A 17,806-nucleotide genomic window follows, 5' to 3' on the forward strand; every position below is an offset into this window, starting at 1 on the left:
ATGATTTATTTAAACCTTACTTTTTATTGTAACAACTAAATTTAAAGTATCTAAATTTTATGCTCAGTCGATCAGGCTATGCATTCATTGGCAATCAGTTCATAGGAACGAACACGATCCTTTATATCATGTGTAATCGTAACAATCATCATTTCGTCGGCTTGATAGTGTTCTCTCAGCTCCTCAAGACGCCGCTTAACATCAGAAGGACTTCCGATAATGGACCGTTTTTTCATCGAGTTCAGCATCTCTTTTTCTTCTGGAGTCAATGAATAATGCTTCGCTTCTCCAAGGGATGGGACTCCTTTTCTTCCCTCTCCTTTTGCCAGCTGGATCTTCCAAATTTGATTAGGCAGTGCTAAATCTTCAGCTTCTTCTTTTGTCTCCGCACAAAGAACGGATACGGCTGCAATCGTGTTTGGTACCGGGGACCAATTATTCGCTCTAAACTCAGATTTGTACTGATCAATAATATCGGTAACATCCTGATCGCTCATAAATTGGCCGAATGCATAAGACAACCCGTGTTTGGCAGCAAGAATGGCACTCTTTTTGCTCGTTCCGAGAATCCAAGGCTCTGGAAGGCTGTCAGGAACCGGTGATGGAGTGATCTTAGAAAACATGTCATCTGAAGGAAAATCATTTTTGAAAAAATGCAGCAACGTGTCTACTGACTCAGCCATCTTTCGGACTTGTTCCAAATAGTTATCCGAGAGTGCCATCGTGGCTTCTGCCGATCCGCCGGGTGCCCTGCCGATGCCTACATCTATTCTCCCAGGAAATAAAGTAGCGAGGAGATTATACGTTTCTGCCACTTTATATGGCTTATAATGCGGCAAGAGAACCGCTCCGCATCCTAATCGGATCTTATCTGTCTGCCCGCCGATATACCCGAGCATCACTTCCGGAGCCGGACAGGTCAGTCCAGGAAAATCATGATGCTCGGCGATCCAGTATCGCGTGAAGCCTAGTTTCTCTCCTGCCTGTGCCAGACTCAGTGAGTCATAAAGAGCCTGCTGAGCGGTTTTTCCGCTTGAGGCGGGAGATTGATCAAGAATGCTTAATTTCAATTACGGTTCCTTCTTTCTGCAAAGAACGTTCTTTGCTTATCCTTGCCCCTATTTTATCCAATTCATGTGATTCATTAAAATAAAATGAACTGACAAAAGAAAAGCATGCCCAATGAGTCCGACATGCTTTTTCACAGAATGAATGGTTGTTGTTTTGTTTTTCGAAAGCTACTTATCCCCATTTTACAATATTCCAAATTTTTCATCTGTCCAATCCGTAATAAACATATGGCCGGGAGAATGGGTGATCACAAGTTCCGGCTTTACATTCATGGCTACCGCTTGAGGTGTAACCCCGCAGGCCCAAAAGACTGGAACTTCTCCCTCTTTTATCGTCACGCGATCGCCAAAGTCCGGAGAGTCCAGATTACCTATACCGATCGCTTCAGGATGACCTATATGAACAGGCGCACCATGTACGGATGGGAAACGAGAAGTAACCTGCACCGCACGCACTACATCCTTTTCTGGAATCGGGCGCATGCTGACTACCATAGGACCTTCAAAACGGCCGGCTTTTACACAATCGATGTTTGTTTTGTACATAGGCACGTTACATTTTTCTTCGATGTGGCGTACTGTTATGTTATTTTGCAGCAGGGCTTTTTCAAATGAAAAACTGCAGCCGAGTAAAAAAGCAACCATATCGTTCTTCCAGTAAGAAGTAATTTCCCGTACCTCCTCGGCCAGCTTGCCCTCACGATAAATTCGGTACCCTGGCAGGTCGGTTCTTAGATCGGCTGAAGGAGCGGCTAGCTCAGGAATTGGGCTCCCAGGTTCAGTAACATCCAATACAGGACAGGGCTTGGGATTCCTCTGGCAAAATAACAAAAATTCAAAAGCCAGTTCCTTCGGCAGAATCACAAGATTTGCCTGCGTGTAGCCATTGGCAACTCCGGATGTAGGCTTGTTCCATCGGTTAGACCGGATCATTTCTCGTGCTTCTTCTGGCTTAATATGGCTATGTGCCAACAAGTCAATCCCTCCTAAGAATTTCACATACTATTCTAACATCTACTTAAACGATTCTCCTGCGAAAATGCTTTTTTGTCCTTTTAAATTAGATTAAAAAGAGACCCTAGCCGGTAAACTGCCGGCTTATAGAGTCTCCCTGCTTTTTTTATTTTGCTTTTCTTACGTTAAATTGATCTTCAAGCATGCTCCAGTTATGAGGGAAGGGTTCACCAAGCACCCAATAGGCAATGCCACGAAGGTTATAATATTTTACCTGATTGAATTTTGCTTGAGCGCTTTCTTCGTTCTCATACCAAACCACGTGTTTTTTACCTTTGTCATCTGTGTAGTTAAAATATGGAGAATGAGCTTTGTTGTCGTATTTAATGTCTGCGCCTTCCTTGATGGCAAGTTCCGTGGCTTCCTGCGGAGCGATCCGTTTGGCGAAAGGATTGCCCTTCTTATATGGAAGTATCCAATCATAGCCATATAACGGAGCGCCCATAACGATTTTTTTGCGCGGGATGACCGAGGCAGCATAATCGATAACTTTGCGAACTTGCGGAACAGGAGAAACAGCCATCGGCGGACCTCCGGACCAACCCCATTCGTACGTCATTAAAATGACAAAGTCTGCAAGCTCCCCATGTCTTTTATAATCATGGGCACCGTGCCACGGTCCTGACTGTTCATCACTCGTTTTAGGTGCAAGCGCCGTTGAAGTGATAAATCCTTCTTTTTTCACTCTTGGCAAAATCGTTCCAAGGAATCCGTTGTATAAATCTCTGTCTTTAGCGCGAATGTGTTCAAAATCGATGTTGAGTGCTTTGTATCCTTTTGTTTTCATCGTTTGGATAACGTTTTTGATCAATCGCTCGGATACCGTTTTGTCCGTAAAAATTTTATGTGCTACGTCAGGAGAGAAATTCCCTTCTGTAAAATTGGTCAGCACAAGCATCGGAACGGCCCCTTGTTTCCTTGTCGCAGCCAGTGCCTGATCATCCTTGATGCCGATTAAATTACCGTCAGCTTTTACACGATAGCTGAAAAAAGCAACATATGATAAATGCCTGCCCACATTTTTAACTTCTTTGACCGCTGCCCGTTGGTCAACAGGTTCTAAAAAACCAATGGTCGTGATTTTTGTTTTTTTATGAGCTGTCTGTGACGGTGTTATATCTTTTTGTTTGCTGCCATTGTATTTTACTTGCTGCAGCCTTGGGTGTTCTTTCCCTGTCTTGTCTGCATCAGCAGCACCTTGTTCTTGCCCCTTTATACTGCCGCAGCCTGCCAGGGTCAGCGTTAGGGCAAATGTTATTGCGAGAATTTTCTTCAAAGCTGTACCTCCTTTTTTCCTTATGCTTCCTTTCTGAAAAGGCGGATATACGAGTATGCAGGGAGCAATTTTTGGAAGGGGTCCAGCAAGTCCGGACAATCATACGTCTTCCTTGTTTTTCAGCCGATTCTATACAGGGTCTTCAAAAATGGATTGAATTGCGATACGCTTGAAAAAAGATGAGGAGAAACGAGGTGGGCAATGAATGAAATGGCCCTATATATGGATTGCAAGCGGTGCGGCTCTATGGGGAACAATAGGTATATTCATTAAGGAACTGTCTTCATTAGGGTTTACCCCGATTCAGATTGTAGTATTGCGTGCATTAGGAGCGGCTATTGCGTTTATCATCATCACGCTTTTTACGGACCGCTCACTGCTAAGGATAAAATTAAGAGATACTCATTATTTTATTGGGACCGGCTTGCTCAGTATCGCGTTTTTTAACTGGTGCTATTTTCAAGCGATGGAAAAAATGTCTCTGTCAGTAGCAGCCGTCTTGTTGTATACAGCACCTGCATTTGTACTGATCTTGTCACGTATCTTTTTCAATGACTTGATCACAGGTAAGAAATTAACAGCTCTTGGTGTCACGTTCCTCGGCTGTCTGTTCGTTGTCGGTTACATGCCATCTACTAAGGCAGGCATTACTTTGTCAGGGCTTCTTACGGGTTTAGGAGCTGGACTGGGTTATTCTTTGTACAGTATTTTTGGCAAAGCCGCATCTGCCAAATACCAGACACTTACGATTACGACATTTACTTTTATTTTTGCAGGACTGGCTCTGTTTCCTGTTAGCGGGCTGGCTTCATCCATACATTTACTCGAGAATGGAAAAGCATTGCTTTATATTTCAGGACTTGGAATTATTCCGACTGTCTTCGCCTATATCCTCTACACCGTAGGACTCCGACAGGTCGAACCGAGCCGGGCTGCCATCGTTTCAACCATTGAGCCCGTTGTTGCTACACTCACCGGGTTCTTCCTTTTCAAGGAAGAACTGACTCTCTTGCAGACCATCGGTATTCTGCTGGTTATCTCTGCTGCAGTTCTTGTGCAGGACAAAAAAACATCGCCATCCCTTCATCAGAAGACCACCAACGTTTCATGAAAAAAGGCATAAAAAAGAGGCAGGATTCCATTCCATTGAATGAATTCAGCCTCTTTTTCCCTTTATTTCTTCTTGGCCAGCCATCGAGCAACGTTCTCCGCTTCCTTGCCCTGGATTAATCCAGCAGGCATACCTCCACCTCCGTTTTTGATCTGTTTCAGAATATCTGCCTTGCTGTCTTCTTTTCCGATGTGCTTTAAGGCAGGCCCTGTGCCGCCTTCAAGATTATTCCCATGGCAGCTTGCGCAGTTTTGCTTAAAGGTTTTCTCCGCAGAAGCGGTATCCATTGTGCCGCTTTTTTCTCCTTCACTGTCCCCGCCTGAGGAGCAGGCTGTTAGAGCCATAACGATTCCTAAAACGAACGTAATCTTTTTTATCATGCAAATGACCTCCCAAGTAAAATAGATAAATATTCCATTACAACCACAGTTTCCACAACATTTAACGATTTAAACCTTTTTCCTGTTTAATTATCTTTTCTAGTGAAACTGCTCCATTTTGTTTACAATGATAGTATGACTACTACTTGAAATGAGGAATACAAACGATGAAGGCTTTAACATTTAATGAATTTGGGGGACCGGATGTCTTACAATATCAGGACGTTCCGGATCCAGTGCTGCAAAAGAATGAAATACTTGTTCGCATGAAAGCGATCGGGCTAAACTTTGCGGATGTGTACCGGAGAAAAGGGAACTATCACTTGAAGGGCACCCCTCCGTATATTGCCGGTTATGAAGGCGCTGGATTCGTGGAAAGAATCGGAGAAGGGGTAAATGGGGTGATGCCTGGAGACCGGGTGGCCTTTGCCGATGTTCCGTATGCTAATGCTGAACTTGTCGCTGTACCAGAGGATCACCTGATTCCTTTGCCCGATGACATTTCATTTGAAACCGCGTCCTCTTTGCTGCTGCAAGGTTTAACGGCTCAATACCTGACTCGTGACAGCTATCCCGTAAAACCCGGAACACTTCTTGTTGTTCATGCTGCGGCAGGCGGTGTAGGCCAGCTTCTCATCCAAATTTCCAAGGCACTGGGCGGAACGGTAATTGGGCTGACATCTTCTGAGGCGAAGAAAGAAGCTGCTTTGTCCGCTGGAGCCGATCATGTTTTTCTTTATGATGTAGACTGGATGAATAAAGTAAAAGAAGTTTCTCCTGAAAATAAAGGAGCAGATGTCATTTATGATTCTGTAGGCAGTACCCTTATGGATAGCTTTGAAGCGGTAAGAATCGGCGGAACGGCTGTATTTTATGGAATGGCAGGCGGAGATCCGCTGCCGGTTGATCCACGAATGCTGATGGACACTTCAAAAACACTGACAGGCGGTGATCTCTGGAATGTTATCACCTCCCATTCCGAAAGGGTGTCCAGGTCTCATCAGTTGTTTGATATGATTCGTTCAGGCTCTGTTAAGATACCAGAAACTACTTCATTTAAGCTTGAAGATGGGAAAGAAGCCCACCGTTTTCTGGAAAGCCGGAAAAGCACAGGAAAACTCCTGCTTATTCCTTAAATGTAAAAGCGAGTGGATCAATTTCGTTGATTCCACTCGCTTTTTAATATTTATATAAAAGATTCAATGCCTTCATCCGTTCTTTCGTCATGGATAGCAGCAATTGATTATTGAGTGTCCTTGCCATTTTGTAAGTCAGTCTTAGAAACTTTTCCAATCCTGATTTATATCCTTTCGTGAAAGCCAGTTCATCACATTTCGTTTCTGAATGCAGATCAATCTTCCCTTCCAAAACAGGATATTGCGCATGGCCGATCTCATGCCAGATGATAGCTTGCTTTATGTCCTGATCTTTGCAGAACAGCGAATAATCGTACACTACGATAAACCGGTCAATCTCGGGATCCAGGGAGGAAAAACACAATGTTAAAATTCTATTATCAATATTCCAAAGGCGGAGCCACTGTTCATTTTCCAGGCCAAAGGTCCTCATGATCTCTTGTTTATCCTCTATAATCGCTATACGCTCATGATATGTTTCTTCTTTTAAAACTTCACATAAACAGATCACAGCCATTTCTCCTTTTCCCTATCATTTCACCTCTCTCATTTAACTTATGTGACAACTTTTTTAAGTATTCTGCGAGTTTTTTTTCACACAGCAAAAAAGCAAATTCTTCTCAGAATATGCTTTTTACTACTCTATCCTTTTTTGCAGCTGCTCTGCTTTTTTTGCGACAGGCAGCAAGATGGTTACTGTTGTTCCTTCATTAATTTTACTGGAGAATGTAATGGCTTCTTTAAAATCAACCTTAACTAAACTTATAAGTTTTCTCTTTATTTTCCATCCATCATAGCATAATCTCTCTTTTGCATAAATTGTCTTCATTCCTATATTTTTAAAAAGTGCTTAACAGCGCCTTTTTTTCGTAAAAGAGGTTCTTGTCCCTTTCTAGCAACACACGAAATGAATACAGTATCTCGAAAGGGGTGAAATAAATGCCAAGAAGAAGTGAATCCCCGCGCAGGAGAAGTGAATCCTCGCGCAGGAGAAATGAATCCTCGCGCAGAAGAAGTGAATCCTCAAGAAGAAGTGGATCCCAGCGCAGGAGAAGTGAATCCTCAAGAAGAAGTCGACGAAGCGAGTCCAGCTCAAGCTCATTAATAATGAGATTTGAATCATCTTCAAGCAGTTCCAGTAGCTCCAGCTCTAGCTCTAGCTCCAGCTCTAGCAGCTCTAGCTCCAGCAGCAGTTCATTTAGAATGCGGTTTCCTGTACAGATGCCTGTACAAGGTGCTCAACAAAACCGGAACCGAAACCAGCGGCCGATCCAGGTCGTCCAGAACTGTAACTGCGGACGACAGTCCACTGAAAACCCGGTGATGGGTGCAATGGAGAATAACCAGCAGCCTTCTCTAGCACGGCCTAGATGCCGTCGATTCTGCCAAAACGTATGCCGTTCCTTGTTTGGAAGGAACAGAGAACAGTGTATTGCAGATTGTTTGGCGTGCCGCGGCAACCAGGGCAATACCATGGGCAGCATGGACGACAATGATGATTGCAGTTGGAGATCTTCCGGTCCAAGAGGCGATGTATTTAGTGTCCAGAGTGATATGAATGACGGACATTATTGGGATTATGAAGACTAAGGTCCAAGTGCTCCCATAATGAAAGACCCCTTGTCTCAAAGTGGACAGGGGGTCTTTTACATATTCGGGATAAAACGTTATACACTAGGGAACTCTTTTATTAGAGATGGAGGTGGATGAATTGAAACAGTTTGATTTGGCGCAATTAACGAGTGAGCAAAAAGCTAAATTGGATCATATGGAGAAAGAATTGGATGTCGTACTCATTGCTTGGGACAAGCAGGGTAATACAGACAGCACACAGCAAAGCAATAATTTTGATATCTAAAAAACCCTTCAGCGAAGGGTTTTTCTTACGTTTTGTTCTTATTTATGCAAAAAGCAAGGATCTTAAGCGGGCTAAAGATCACATGTACTCTCCACGGTATGAATCAGTTGCTTCAATAAGCCAATGGAAGGCTCAAGTGCCAATGAATAGAAGCGCTGTGTTCCTTTTTGCTCAATCGTCACCAGCTGTATGTCCCTTAAAATCTTCAAATGGTGAGAAATAGCCGGTCTTGATAAAGTAGAATGCTCTGTAATTTCATTGACCGTCAGCCGGTCATGCTTAGCAAGCAATAAAATAATATCTTGTCTTGCGGGATCACTTAATGCCTGCAAGAGCGGAATACAGGAACGAAAAACGTCTATTGCCTGCTGTCCCATATCCATCCCCCTCTGCGTCTATTTGTTTAATCTCATAAACCTATACATGCTTATGATAGATAACTTCGTGTTCTTTTTCAAGTGGATCATGATTTTCCCTGGACATTTCTCACAGTTGCCGTTACCCACTTCCTCGGTATAAACCGGATGGAGTTAGCGAGCAGCCTGTTTTTAAAACCGGGGATCACGATGGATTTCCCTTTCATTAATCCTTCATAGCCAATGTTTGCTACACGTTCTACATCCATTACGCCGCTCTTAAAGAGCTTTGACTGTCCCAGATTTGCACGTGATTCAAAACCTGTTTTTGTTGGACCTGGACATAATGCCGTAACGGTCACCCCACTGCCCTTCATTTCATTTTCGAGAGCTTCTGAAAATGACAAAACATAGGCTTTTGTTGCATAATATACAGCCATTAAAGGTCCTGGCTGAAAAGCGGCCGTAGAAGCGACATTTAATATTTTCCCATTCTCCCTCTGCTTCATTCCCGGGAGGAATAATTTAGTTAGGGTCGTGAGGGCTTTTATATTAATGTCGATCATGGATAACTCATCCTGTAGATCCGTCTCCGTAAATTCTCCAAATAAGCCATATCCAGCGTTATTCACTAAAAAATCGACTGTGGTCTGCTGTTGCTGCAGTTCTTGAAATAATGCTTCTGCCTCACTGTACGTAGACAAGTCCTTTACATGTACAGTGCATTGAACTTGAAATTGGGCGAGTTCCTGTTTGAGGGTTTGCAGTCTTTGCTCGTTCCTCGCCACTAGCACCACATTATAGCCATCTCTTGCAAAACGCTTTGCAAGTTCTAAACCTATACCAGAAGAGGCTCCGGTAATCAAAGCTGTTTGCTGTTTCATACTGATCTGCCTGCCTTTACGTTATATTTTACAAGTATGTCCAAACGTTCAAGATATCAAACGTTTAAACTTTTAAACATATTGTAAGGTATCTCGCCGTGTCAAGGTAGCGAAAATAAAATTGGTGCCAGGCACCGCGATTACACAAGTGTGTAAAGGCGGTGCCTGGCACCAAATCTTAAATTATTTGCAATGGAAAGTGACTGGCTGCATATCAGGTTCAATTCGTTTGAACTGGTAGCCATTTTCCCGAAGATATTCCAGAAGCTTCGGCAGGCTCTCCAATGTTTCTTTTCGTTCGTGCATAAGAATTACGATAGGCCCTTTCCGATGAGCTATTTTCTTTAGTTGGTTTATGGAATTCTCCACATATTTCGGGCTTCGAAACGACCAGTCCATACTGTCGATCGTCCAATCCCATAGCTCGTAACCATGGTCTTTTACCGCTTTCTGATAAGGAGGTTTCATATAAGGCGCGCTGCCATATGGAGTCCGGATGAGGACCGTTTTTTTGCCTGTCACCTTTTGCAGCGCTACATTATCTTGATCCATCTCCTGAACCACGGTTTCTTTTGTTCGGTAAATCTTTTTTGGATCGTGGGTAACACCATGAAGCCCAAGCGCATGGCCTTCTTGATCCATCTGTTTAACCGCTTCCGGAAATCTTAAAATATTTGGTTCCAGCATAAAGAACGTTGCTTTGGCATTATAGCTGCTGAGCACGTCCATGAGGCCTCCGGATACATTGGATGGACCATCATCAAACGTTAAATAGACCGTTTTCGTCTCGGCGGCACCTTTTTTTTGTGGTGGTATAGATTTATGTATAGCAGGGTGCGAAATAGCTTTGGTTGGTTCTTTGTTCTCATTCTTAGGTGATATTTGAACAGATTTGACTGCTGGTTGATGTTTTGCTGCAACCTTGTTTTTTTCTTTTGGAGATTGTTCTGAAGCGGATGGCTGGGAAGGTGGCTGCCTGGTTGATTTCTTTTCCACCTCTGCAATCGAACTGGATGTTTTCACTTTTTTCAGGCTCTTATTCTTACTTGCAGTTTTTTGTTGTGATGTATGGGATGCCGAAGTTTTTGGAGAAAAGGATTTCTTCTGAGTTTCTTCTTTATGATACTGCCCAACCACGGCGGTTGCCTTTATTTTATTGACATGCCATGTTCCAAAAATCACAAACAAAGTAAATAATGACAAAACTAATACAACCGCAGCTTCTCTTTTGACGGCCCTTTTTCTTGCTTCCCCTAAAGATCCTCTCACCGCTCCATCACCTTATCTTTACATAACTTTTATACTCTCTCAGTATAAAGGTTTTTTGTAAGAAAAGGTAAAAAAATAGAAGAATTTATGAAAATGGTAAGAACTTCCTCGATGAATGACAGATCATGCGTCTAGTCCTTTTTCACTTGGTCTGCCAGCGGTTCATCAATTGGAAGAAAAGACAAAACTTCTTTTACGATAGCATTGATCTTGCCGTCTATAAAAGATGAACCATACTTCTTTTTCGCCTTCTCGATCTCCTCTTGCACTCCCTTTTCAAAATTGATCAAAGGGATATCTTCTTCCGCTTCATTATAGAGATCAATCATGGCTTCAAGCCCTTCTTGCATGCTGTCGATGGCATCGCTGTAGAGTTTTCTGCTTTTTTTATTAAGCTTCATATTATCACCTGTTCTCATTATTTCCTTTTTTTTATGCCTAAATCATTTTTTATAGTCAAGTACCCTGACCGTTTCCGGCAAAGTTCATAAATTAAAAAGTGAAGTAATGGTTAATCTCAAACAAAGGAGAGATCGTTAATGTATTACGGTTATGGCTGTCATCATCCGCGTGTCGTTGTTCACCCTACACAGTGCTGTGTTCAGCAGTATTATCACACTGAAGAGGTTATTCACGTCCATCCTGTTCAGATTCAGCATGTGAATCACATGCTGTACCAGCATGTCCATGAGTATCCTGTCTCTGAATATCAAACCTGCCAAGAGCATCACCAAAACATTTCATGCGGCGCACCTCCTTGCTGCTGATCACATTTATGGCCTGTATAACCAAATGTTAATGGTATACAGGCTTTTTTACATAAATCATAAACAAAGACGAACAAATCTTGAAACTCCTTTAAAGCCGTGGTATATTGATTTCTTGTATAAGCAGGGCAGCCTACTAGGCCTGCAAGCCCTGCTAAAATGGACGCAAAAATAAAGCCAGCCCTTGTGGTTGGTTTATTTGAATGAATTTTTATTGTCAATAAAAGGGGGATTAACATGAAAAGCTATATGAAAGAGTTGATCCTGATTATTATTGGCTCATTCTTTTTCGCGCTTGGTGTAAACTGTTTCGCTATCCCAAATGAACTGGGAGAAGGCGGAGTTACCGGTATTTCTATGATCTTGTATTATCTCTTCTCCTGGTCGCCAAGTTATACGAACTTAATTATGAACGGCATTCTTTTGATTATAGGGTACAAGCTCCTTAACAAACGAGTGACACTGTACACGATTTTCTGCATTGTTTTCACCTCGGTTTTCCTTCATATGACAGAAGGATTAGGAACACCTGTTAAGGATACAATTCTTGGTACCGTGTTTGCCGGTATTTTCATCGGAATTGGTTTAGGACTTGTTCTACGTTCTGGCGGAACGACTGGAGGATCGACCATTTTGGCGCGAATGGCAAATCAGTATTTGGGCTGGAGCATCAGTGGGGCCATGCTTGGATTTGACCTGTTGGTCGTGCTCAGTTCCTATTTTGTTATCGGGGCTCAAAACACCATGTACACCGTTATTTCTATCTATATCTCTACAAAAGTCCTCGATTACATTATTGAAGGCTTTGATACCCGAAAAGCTGTCACGATCATCTCTCAGCATGCCGAGGAGATCTCCAAAAAGGTAAACGACGACATGGACAGAGGTGTGACGGTGTTTTCCGCCCATGGCAGCTATACGAAGGAATCGAAAGAAATTTTATATGTAGTCATTAATAAACAGGAATTATTTGAACTGAAAAAAATCGTACATCGCATAGACGAAAAAGCATTTGTGGTCATCCATGATGTTCGGGATGTTTTCGGGGAAGGATTCACATTTCCTAAGACAGAGGTCTCCTGACTCTAGTCTGCATGCTAAAAAAGGTCTGCCGTTACGCCCAAGTGGTTACGCCGGCAGGCCTTTTTTGTATTTATACTGCTTGTTTAAGAATAAATTCCCTGATGGCATGAGCTACACCATGCTCATCGTTTTCCAATGTAGTAAAATGGCAGATTTCTTTAATTTCAGGGAGCGCGTTGCCCATTGCAATACTCGTGCCCGCAAACTTCATCATCGGCCAGTCATTCATATTGTCGCCAATGGCCACAGTATCTTGATAAGGTATTCTAAGATGATCAGCCATCCCTTTTAATCCATTTCCCTTGTTGGCATTTTCATGATTGATCTCAAGGTTATGATCCGCTGAACTCGTAATGGAAAGCCCTTCAAATGCTGAAGCTGATTGCCGGATTTCCGCAAGCTTTTCTAATGAATAAGAAAACGGAAGAATTTTATTGATCACCAGATCTTCTGTCCATATGGATTGAAAGGAAGAAATCGAAATTTGCCCAAATTGTTTCAGATACCCCTGAGCGGCTTTCCACAATTCTTCTGAGTCTATCTCTGGGTTTGCTGATTTTACGATATCAATTTCAACCTGGATTCCATTTTTGCCAAAATCAGGCGTATAGATGCCCTTATTCGTATGAAGATGGTAAAAGACGTTCATGTCCTCCAGTTGGGTAAGGATGTGGGAAGCATGTTCTTTCTGCAGAGGATGGCATTGTACAATTTTCCCTTCATCATAGAGTACCGCTCCGTTCGCCCCGATCACAGGACATTGGATCCCGGCATTATCGAGCAGATTCAGTACATCCTCCACCGCACGTCCCGTACAGATCGCTACTGTATTCCCCTGAGCTTGAGCCTCTTTTATAGCCATAGCATTTTCTTTGCTGATCGTCCCCTGTTTCATCAATAGTGTTCCATCCAAATCAATTGCGATTAATTTCATGTTTTCCTCCTCTTACAGAATGATCGTTTCTACCCCATACTGCTCTAATATTGTGGTTAAATGTGAATCCACTTCCTGATCTGTAACTAAAATGTCAATGTCCTCCAACCCGCATACCTTCTGAAAGTAACTGCGATTAAATTTCGTAGAATCAGCCAGTACGATGACTTGATCAGAACGCTTGATCATTTCCTTCAATAAAAAGCCTTCTTCCTCAAAAGGTATGGTCAGCCCGTTAGATGAGATGCCGCAGGCTCCAAGAAAGAGCTTGTTGACTCTGAAGTCCGACAGATGCTGGATCGTTCTTGCTCCATAAATCGACCGGTGTTCATTGTTCAGCAATCCTCCAAGCAGATGGATCGATACCTTTTCTTTACGTGACAGGATTCCAGCAATGTCGATAGAGTTGGTTACGACAACATTCCGCTCTGTTTTCAAGTTCTCAGCCAAAAACTGTACAGTTGTAGATACATCCAGAAGCAGATGATCTCCATCCTGAATCAATCCAGCTGCAAAGCTGCCAATTCGCTTTTTTGCATCAGAATCCTTTTTCAGGCGCTGGTCATAGTTAAACACTTCATGATAAAAGGTCGGAAATTTAGCACCGCCCCTCGTTCGGACGATCTTCCCTTCCTCTTCAAGCTTCACCAAGTCTCTTCTGGCTGTATCACGGGATACGTTATTCATTTTGCAGATGGTTTCCACATCTACCCGGTCATGCTGCTTTATATAGTTAACAATTGCTTCCATCCGTTCATCCTGATACATGCCTTTTTCACCCCTCGCTAAGTAATTATAAGTAAACTTAAGTATTTTCGCAATATTATATGCAGAATTTCATAAAAAATAAGCAAAAGCGGGCAAAAAACCTCACTTTTGCTTAGGTGGGGAAAAAGACTTTAGGGCCTCTTTTAAGCATAGTATGCGATGCCTAATATGATAGAAAATCACCAATATGCTTTAACAAAGCCTTTATTTAAGAGAAGAAAACGTTTCATTCCAACGCTTAGCTTCTGCAATCGCCTGTTCATCTTTTAAAATGTCATGGGGTGCGTTGGCTGTTCCGATAATATATTCCTGAAAGGACATTCCTATAAATTCAAAAATATGCTGAAATTGCTGAATCAGCGGCAATGCCTTAATCTTTGGCTGATCGCCGCCACACGTGACCACATAGGCTTTCTTTTGGCTCATTTTCCTTTTAAATTCAAAACGGCTGTCCCGAAGGCTCTGTGACCAGCGATCTACAAAGTTTTTCATAAGTCCTGACATGCCATACCAATATACCGGGGTAGCAAAGATCAGAATATCATGCTCAAGCACCATATCGATCACCCGGTCATAGTCATCTGCAACCGGCTGAAAACCGCCATCCGCGTGCCTCAAATCATCAATTGGCGTAATCTGCTTTTCTTTTAAAATGATCGGCGTGTATTCTAAACCTTCCAGCGCCATTTCCGTCAACTGTTGTGTATTTCCATCCACTCTGGAGCTTCCTATGATTGCTGCAATCTTCATTCCAATCCCACCTAAATAAATAGTTTCTTCCTGTATCATACAAGAGAACTAATCTTTCTGCCCAGCAACTGGACTTCCCGATCAGCGGAAATGCTCTTTTTTACGCAATTTCGCTTTGAACGCACACCACGAGTTTCTGGAAGCCGCATAGCTTCCAATGGCAGCATAGCCGTAAAAAAAGCCCATAAAGATTCCAGCGATCAGATGGTGGCGGTGGCTGTACAGGATGGAAAGCAAAAGGCCGATTAAAAGCGCTGTCGTGGGAATGAACGCCCGCGGTACAGGTGTAAACAGTTTAATCAGCTGCGTCAGGATAAGGACAATCGGGACAGCCAATACTCCGTCCCAGAAATTTGTATGAATAACTGGAAATACTTCCATTAAGAGTTCCTCTCTTTTATTAAAGTACCCACAGTATCACCATAGCTGAAAGGATTTAAAAGGCATTTTTAAAAAAGAGAGGTGCCAGGCACCACGATTACACAAGTGTGTAATGGCGGTGCCTGGCACCCCAAGTTAGACATTCAGCAGGTTTTCGACTTTTTGGATTAAATCTTTCAATTCATCCTGGAAGGACTTCATCTTTTCCATTTTTTCCTCAAGCATATCCCGCTGTTCTATAAGCCCGACTGCAATCTCCTCTAATTCAGAGTGCTGAAAGGTCTTGTCCCTTGACGTTTCGTACTGTTCCTTATGTTCCAATATGCGTTCTTTAATCCTTAGAAAATGCTGAAGCTCCTGTAAAGAAAACCCTAGCACTTCTTTCGCATCAACTACTCTTTTTATCTGCTGAACATCCTTTTCAGTGTATAAACGGACCTGTCCGTCACTGCGTTCTGGCGGCTGTATGAGCCCAATCTCCTCATAATAGCGGATTGCCCTTTTGGTAATCCCGGTAATCTTTGCAACTTCGTCGATCTTAATCCAGTTCACCCGTATCACTCCCTTAAAAAAGTATACATTTCGTGTTACGTTGACGTCAACGTAACACGTTACCTTTAGGACCTTTTAAGTGGCAAGGCGCCGCAGATCACGAGTAAATAGTTCGAATTTTCAACGGTTCAATTCACGGGATTAAGGCTCAATAAACATCTGTTTCCGCTCAAATTCCTCACCACAAACTCCCAATCCCCGCAACAACTAAAGAACCGCCAAAAAAGGGCGGTTCTTCTTTTAATTCTATTAATAGTTTCGCTGTGACCATTGGTTTTCTGTAATTTTGCTGTGAATTTCTCTGTCAGAGGTGCTCATGGCTTTTAGATCTTTCACATACCAGCCTCGGCCATTGACAGAAGCATCTGTTTTATAGAGAAAACGGACAAATTTGCTGTTCGATGGAAGAACTGCAGTCTGCTGTTTCCATCCGGCGCTTTTTCCTGTAAATGTCGTTTCTGGCTTCTGCCAAGTCACACCGTCTGCCGATGCTTCAACAATTCCGTTGTCGCTTCCCTTCTCAATCTCATACCAGGTCTGGAAGCTTATGCTCGCTGCCGGTTCGCTTAGTTCATAAACTAGAGGACGGGAAAGGGAGTCACCATAGCCGGCAAACCACGCTTTTTCGTTGCCTTTTAATGGAATTGAAATGGAGTCAGCGGCTGAACGTGCCACTTCCCTGCGGACAGGATTCAACGATGGTGTGCTTCTCGTCGGATGTACCCTGTTAGTCAGGGTCAGCACAATCATTTTGTTTTTCGGGCTGACGACCATTGTTGTTCCAGTAAAACCAGTATGCCCAAGGGTGGTGGCGTCAGAAAGAGCATCCATGTACCAGCCTTGATCCAGCTCCCAGCCTAGTCCATGTGAATCAGCCGGAAACTGCGGAAGCTGATTTTCTTCAAGCAGTTCGACAGTAGATGGCTTTAAGATAGTCTTATGTCCATGTTTTCCTTTTTGCAGAATCATATGAGCAAACACAGCCAAGTCATGTGCTGAGGAAAAGACGCCAGCATGGCCAGCAACACCATCAAGTGACCATGCATTTTCATCATGTACCTCCCCCCACACAATGCCCCGGTTAATATACGGTTCATATTCGGTGGCGGCAATCCGCGGTTTTAAATATGCAGGAGGATTGTACATCGTGTCCCTCATTTTCAGCGGGTCTGTGATCACTTCTTTTACGTATTGATCCAATCGTTTGCCTGATAGTCTTTCCACAAGAACGCCCAGGGTGATCATATTCAAATCACTGTATGTATAGGTTGTACCGGGCGCGTTCTTTAAAGGATGTGTCAGCGCAATATGGAGACGGTCCTCTCTGTTGCTTCCCATCTTATATAATGGAATAAACGGCTCAAAGCCCGAAGTATGAGTGAGGAGCTCACGGATGGTCACGCTTTCTTTTTCATTTTCCTTGAACTCAGGAAGATAATCAGCCACACGGTCATCCAATTTGAACTTCCCTTGTTCATACAGCTTCATAGCGGCTGTGGTCGTGAAAATTTTACTGATGGATGCAAGATCAAAAATTGTATTCTTAGTCATTGAAACCGGATGTTCCATTTCTGTGAATTTATCATCGGTATAGCGGGCGGCATAGCCGTAAGCATCCCATTTAGCAATTGCCCCTTTTCTGGCAACCAAAACAACTCCGCCAGGCAGCATCTTTGTTTCCATCGCTTTGTTCATGGTCGCATCGATGATGTTTAACGATTCTGGGTGAAGCCCTGCACTTCTCGGAGTTCCATTATGGATGACTGGTGAAGAAGGGCCAGGATGGTTCCAGTCATTTTGCTGATGATTGTGCTTTGCACTTTGTTCCTTAGCCATCACTGGCCCCCCTGCAGATAGAGCAAGATTGATTCCCAACAGAACTGCTGCCGGCTGTTTCCATCTTCTTAACATTGTAAATCCCCCATTTTCAGAATATTCACTTCTTTAAATAAAGGGTAGCAACGTTATACTAAAAAAGCCATGCCGCGAAGGTCCTGATCTATATTTTTCCATTTCCTATTTTCCCATAAATTTCTTGTTTAATAGCCTTTTAATCTACTAAATATATTAGACTTTATTCCCCCTCACAAATCAACAAAGCATGACTATTGTACCTGTTTTTTTCATGGTTTCCATACTATAATCTGATAGTTAATATTTTCTAAATATAGGTTTATAGACAAGAACAACAAATGTTAAGAATGGAGAAATGGAGGG

At 42.9% G+C, this 17,806-nt stretch carries 21 protein-coding genes; 6 read left to right on the plus strand and 15 right to left on the minus strand.

From position 1 onward, the window contains the following. Positions 1 to 71 precede the first annotated feature (71 nt). The 3 genes from LCY76_RS16830 to LCY76_RS16840 all read right to left on the minus strand — a co-directional run bounded on the left by LCY76_RS16830 (position 72) and on the right by LCY76_RS16840 (position 3,360). Positions 72 to 1,070, minus strand: a complete 999-nt coding sequence (locus LCY76_RS16830) for an LLM class flavin-dependent oxidoreductase (RefSeq protein ID WP_248253580.1) — start codon at positions 1,068 to 1,070, stop codon at positions 72 to 74. A gap of 183 nt (positions 1,071 to 1,253) precedes the next feature. Then, the gene (locus LCY76_RS16835; RefSeq protein WP_419714955.1) at positions 1,254 to 2,045 is read right to left on the minus strand and encodes a putative hydro-lyase; all 792 of its coding nucleotides are present in this window, start codon (positions 2,043 to 2,045) and stop codon (positions 1,254 to 1,256) included. 145 nt (positions 2,046 to 2,190) lie between these two features. Then, complete coding sequence (locus LCY76_RS16840) at positions 2,191 to 3,360, minus strand: glycosyl hydrolase family 18 protein (protein WP_248253581.1); 1,170 nt, start codon at positions 3,358 to 3,360, stop codon at positions 2,191 to 2,193. Positions 3,361 to 3,565: 205 nt separating this feature from the next. Here LCY76_RS16840 and LCY76_RS16845 point away from each other — a divergent pair, with 205 nt between their 5' ends. Then, positions 3,566 to 4,471 (plus strand): DMT family transporter, encoded by a 906-nt coding sequence (locus tag LCY76_RS16845; RefSeq protein WP_248253582.1) that lies wholly within the window; start codon positions 3,566 to 3,568, stop codon positions 4,469 to 4,471. A 62-nt stretch (positions 4,472 to 4,533) separates the two neighbouring features. On the opposite strand, the gene LCY76_RS16850 is transcribed toward LCY76_RS16845, so the two are convergent. Next, entirely contained in the window at positions 4,534 to 4,851 is a 318-nt protein-coding gene (locus tag LCY76_RS16850) for a c-type cytochrome (RefSeq protein WP_248253583.1), read from the minus strand. A gap of 167 nt (positions 4,852 to 5,018) precedes the next feature. Here LCY76_RS16850 and LCY76_RS16855 point away from each other — a divergent pair, with 167 nt between their 5' ends. Continuing rightward, positions 5,019 to 5,987 carry a quinone oxidoreductase family protein gene (locus tag LCY76_RS16855; protein ID WP_248253584.1) on the plus strand — a complete coding sequence of 323 codons (969 nt, stop codon included), beginning with the start codon at positions 5,019 to 5,021 and terminating at the stop codon, positions 5,985 to 5,987. Between the two features lie 43 nt (positions 5,988 to 6,030). Here the strand turns inward: LCY76_RS16855 and LCY76_RS16860 are convergent, their stop codons facing one another. Further along, on the minus strand, positions 6,031 to 6,498 hold the full coding sequence (locus LCY76_RS16860) for a hypothetical protein (RefSeq protein ID WP_248253585.1): 468 nt from the start codon (positions 6,496 to 6,498) through the stop codon (positions 6,031 to 6,033). 692 nt (positions 6,499 to 7,190) lie between these two features. Here LCY76_RS16860 and LCY76_RS16865 point away from each other — a divergent pair. Both LCY76_RS16865 and LCY76_RS16870 read left to right on the plus strand, forming a co-directional pair. Next, positions 7,191 to 7,577: a hypothetical protein gene (locus tag LCY76_RS16865; protein ID WP_248253586.1), complete on the plus strand. Its 387-nt coding sequence runs from the start codon at positions 7,191 to 7,193 to the stop codon at positions 7,575 to 7,577. 121 nt (positions 7,578 to 7,698) lie between these two features. After that, positions 7,699 to 7,845, plus strand: coding sequence for a hypothetical protein (locus LCY76_RS16870; protein WP_156418878.1), 147 nt, complete (start codon positions 7,699 to 7,701; stop codon positions 7,843 to 7,845). 71 nt (positions 7,846 to 7,916) lie between these two features. Here LCY76_RS16870 and LCY76_RS16875 read toward each other — a convergent pair whose 3' ends face one another. From LCY76_RS16875 to LCY76_RS16890, 4 genes are all read right to left on the minus strand, one after another. After that, positions 7,917 to 8,222 (minus strand): ArsR/SmtB family transcription factor, encoded by a 306-nt coding sequence (locus tag LCY76_RS16875; RefSeq protein ID WP_248253587.1) that lies wholly within the window; start codon positions 8,220 to 8,222, stop codon positions 7,917 to 7,919. Between the two features lie 86 nt (positions 8,223 to 8,308). Beyond that, positions 8,309 to 9,085 carry an SDR family NAD(P)-dependent oxidoreductase gene (locus LCY76_RS16880; protein ID WP_248253588.1) on the minus strand — a complete coding sequence of 259 codons (777 nt, stop codon included), beginning with the start codon at positions 9,083 to 9,085 and terminating at the stop codon, positions 8,309 to 8,311. Positions 9,086 to 9,268: 183 nt separating this feature from the next. Further along, positions 9,269 to 10,354, minus strand: coding sequence for a polysaccharide deacetylase family protein (locus tag LCY76_RS16885; protein ID WP_248253589.1), 1,086 nt, complete (start codon positions 10,352 to 10,354; stop codon positions 9,269 to 9,271). 131 nt (positions 10,355 to 10,485) lie between these two features. After that, positions 10,486 to 10,755: an atypical membrane-integrating protein (Mistic protein) gene (locus tag LCY76_RS16890; RefSeq protein WP_248253590.1), complete on the minus strand. Its 270-nt coding sequence runs from the start codon at positions 10,753 to 10,755 to the stop codon at positions 10,486 to 10,488. A 138-nt stretch (positions 10,756 to 10,893) separates the two neighbouring features. Between LCY76_RS16890 and LCY76_RS16895 the strand changes: the two genes are divergently transcribed. Together LCY76_RS16895 and LCY76_RS16900 are read left to right on the plus strand one after the other, a co-directional pair. Beyond that, positions 10,894 to 11,121, plus strand: a complete 228-nt coding sequence (locus tag LCY76_RS16895; protein ID WP_248253591.1) for a CotD family spore coat protein — start codon at positions 10,894 to 10,896, stop codon at positions 11,119 to 11,121. 237 nt (positions 11,122 to 11,358) lie between these two features. Further along, complete coding sequence (locus tag LCY76_RS16900; RefSeq protein ID WP_248253592.1) at positions 11,359 to 12,204, plus strand: YitT family protein; 846 nt, start codon at positions 11,359 to 11,361, stop codon at positions 12,202 to 12,204. Between the two features lie 70 nt (positions 12,205 to 12,274). On the opposite strand, the gene LCY76_RS16905 is transcribed toward LCY76_RS16900, so the two are convergent. From LCY76_RS16905 to LCY76_RS16930, 6 genes are all read right to left on the minus strand, one after another. Continuing rightward, positions 12,275 to 13,138, minus strand: coding sequence for a Cof-type HAD-IIB family hydrolase (locus tag LCY76_RS16905; RefSeq protein ID WP_248253593.1), 864 nt, complete (start codon positions 13,136 to 13,138; stop codon positions 12,275 to 12,277). A 12-nt stretch (positions 13,139 to 13,150) separates the two neighbouring features. Beyond that, positions 13,151 to 13,906: a DeoR/GlpR family DNA-binding transcription regulator gene (locus tag LCY76_RS16910; protein WP_248253594.1), complete on the minus strand. Its 756-nt coding sequence runs from the start codon at positions 13,904 to 13,906 to the stop codon at positions 13,151 to 13,153. Positions 13,907 to 14,110: 204 nt separating this feature from the next. Beyond that, on the minus strand, positions 14,111 to 14,656 hold the full coding sequence (locus LCY76_RS16915; RefSeq protein WP_248253595.1) for a flavodoxin family protein: 546 nt from the start codon (positions 14,654 to 14,656) through the stop codon (positions 14,111 to 14,113). Between the two features lie 81 nt (positions 14,657 to 14,737). Continuing rightward, positions 14,738 to 15,037, minus strand: a complete 300-nt coding sequence (locus LCY76_RS16920) for a hypothetical protein (RefSeq protein ID WP_053357365.1) — start codon at positions 15,035 to 15,037, stop codon at positions 14,738 to 14,740. A gap of 135 nt (positions 15,038 to 15,172) precedes the next feature. After that, positions 15,173 to 15,589 carry a MerR family transcriptional regulator gene (locus LCY76_RS16925; protein ID WP_248253596.1) on the minus strand — a complete coding sequence of 139 codons (417 nt, stop codon included), beginning with the start codon at positions 15,587 to 15,589 and terminating at the stop codon, positions 15,173 to 15,175. 249 nt (positions 15,590 to 15,838) lie between these two features. After that, on the minus strand, positions 15,839 to 17,500 hold the full coding sequence (locus LCY76_RS16930; protein WP_248253597.1) for a serine hydrolase domain-containing protein: 1,662 nt from the start codon (positions 17,498 to 17,500) through the stop codon (positions 15,839 to 15,841). Positions 17,501 to 17,806 lie beyond the last annotated feature (306 nt).

Origin of the sequence: Fictibacillus marinisediminis (genome assembly GCF_023149135.1) — a bacterium.
Taxonomy (GTDB): Bacteria; Bacillota; Bacilli; order Bacillales; family Fictibacillaceae; genus Fictibacillus_C; species Fictibacillus_C marinisediminis.

What these genes read in the sequence shown, in the direction of transcription:
- LCY76_RS16910 (WP_248253594.1), bottom strand. Translation starts at nt 13,906, where the DNA reads ATGTATCAGGATGAACGGATGGAAGCAATTGTTAACTATATAAAGCAG.
- LCY76_RS16895 (WP_248253591.1), top strand. Translation starts at nt 10,894, where the DNA reads ATGTATTACGGTTATGGCTGTCATCATCCGCGTGTCGTTGTTCACCCT.
- LCY76_RS16875 (WP_248253587.1), bottom strand. Translation starts at nt 8,222, where the DNA reads ATGGGACAGCAGGCAATAGACGTTTTTCGTTCCTGTATTCCGCTCTTG.
- LCY76_RS16900 (WP_248253592.1), top strand. Translation starts at nt 11,359, where the DNA reads ATGAAAAGCTATATGAAAGAGTTGATCCTGATTATTATTGGCTCATTC.
- LCY76_RS16845 (WP_248253582.1), top strand. Translation starts at nt 3,566, where the DNA reads ATGAAATGGCCCTATATATGGATTGCAAGCGGTGCGGCTCTATGGGGA.
- LCY76_RS16880 (WP_248253588.1), bottom strand. Translation starts at nt 9,085, where the DNA reads ATGAAACAGCAAACAGCTTTGATTACCGGAGCCTCTTCTGGTATAGGT.
- LCY76_RS16920 (WP_053357365.1), bottom strand. Translation starts at nt 15,037, where the DNA reads ATGGAAGTATTTCCAGTTATTCATACAAATTTCTGGGACGGAGTATTG.
- LCY76_RS16850 (WP_248253583.1), bottom strand. Translation starts at nt 4,851, where the DNA reads ATGATAAAAAAGATTACGTTCGTTTTAGGAATCGTTATGGCTCTAACA.
- LCY76_RS16865 (WP_248253586.1), top strand. Translation starts at nt 7,191, where the DNA reads ATGCGGTTTCCTGTACAGATGCCTGTACAAGGTGCTCAACAAAACCGG.
- LCY76_RS16930 (WP_248253597.1), bottom strand. Translation starts at nt 17,500, where the DNA reads ATGTTAAGAAGATGGAAACAGCCGGCAGCAGTTCTGTTGGGAATCAAT.
- LCY76_RS16915 (WP_248253595.1), bottom strand. Translation starts at nt 14,656, where the DNA reads ATGAAGATTGCAGCAATCATAGGAAGCTCCAGAGTGGATGGAAATACA.
- LCY76_RS16905 (WP_248253593.1), bottom strand. Translation starts at nt 13,138, where the DNA reads ATGAAATTAATCGCAATTGATTTGGATGGAACACTATTGATGAAACAG.
- LCY76_RS16855 (WP_248253584.1), top strand. Translation starts at nt 5,019, where the DNA reads ATGAAGGCTTTAACATTTAATGAATTTGGGGGACCGGATGTCTTACAA.
- LCY76_RS16890 (WP_248253590.1), bottom strand. Translation starts at nt 10,755, where the DNA reads ATGAAGCTTAATAAAAAAAGCAGAAAACTCTACAGCGATGCCATCGAC.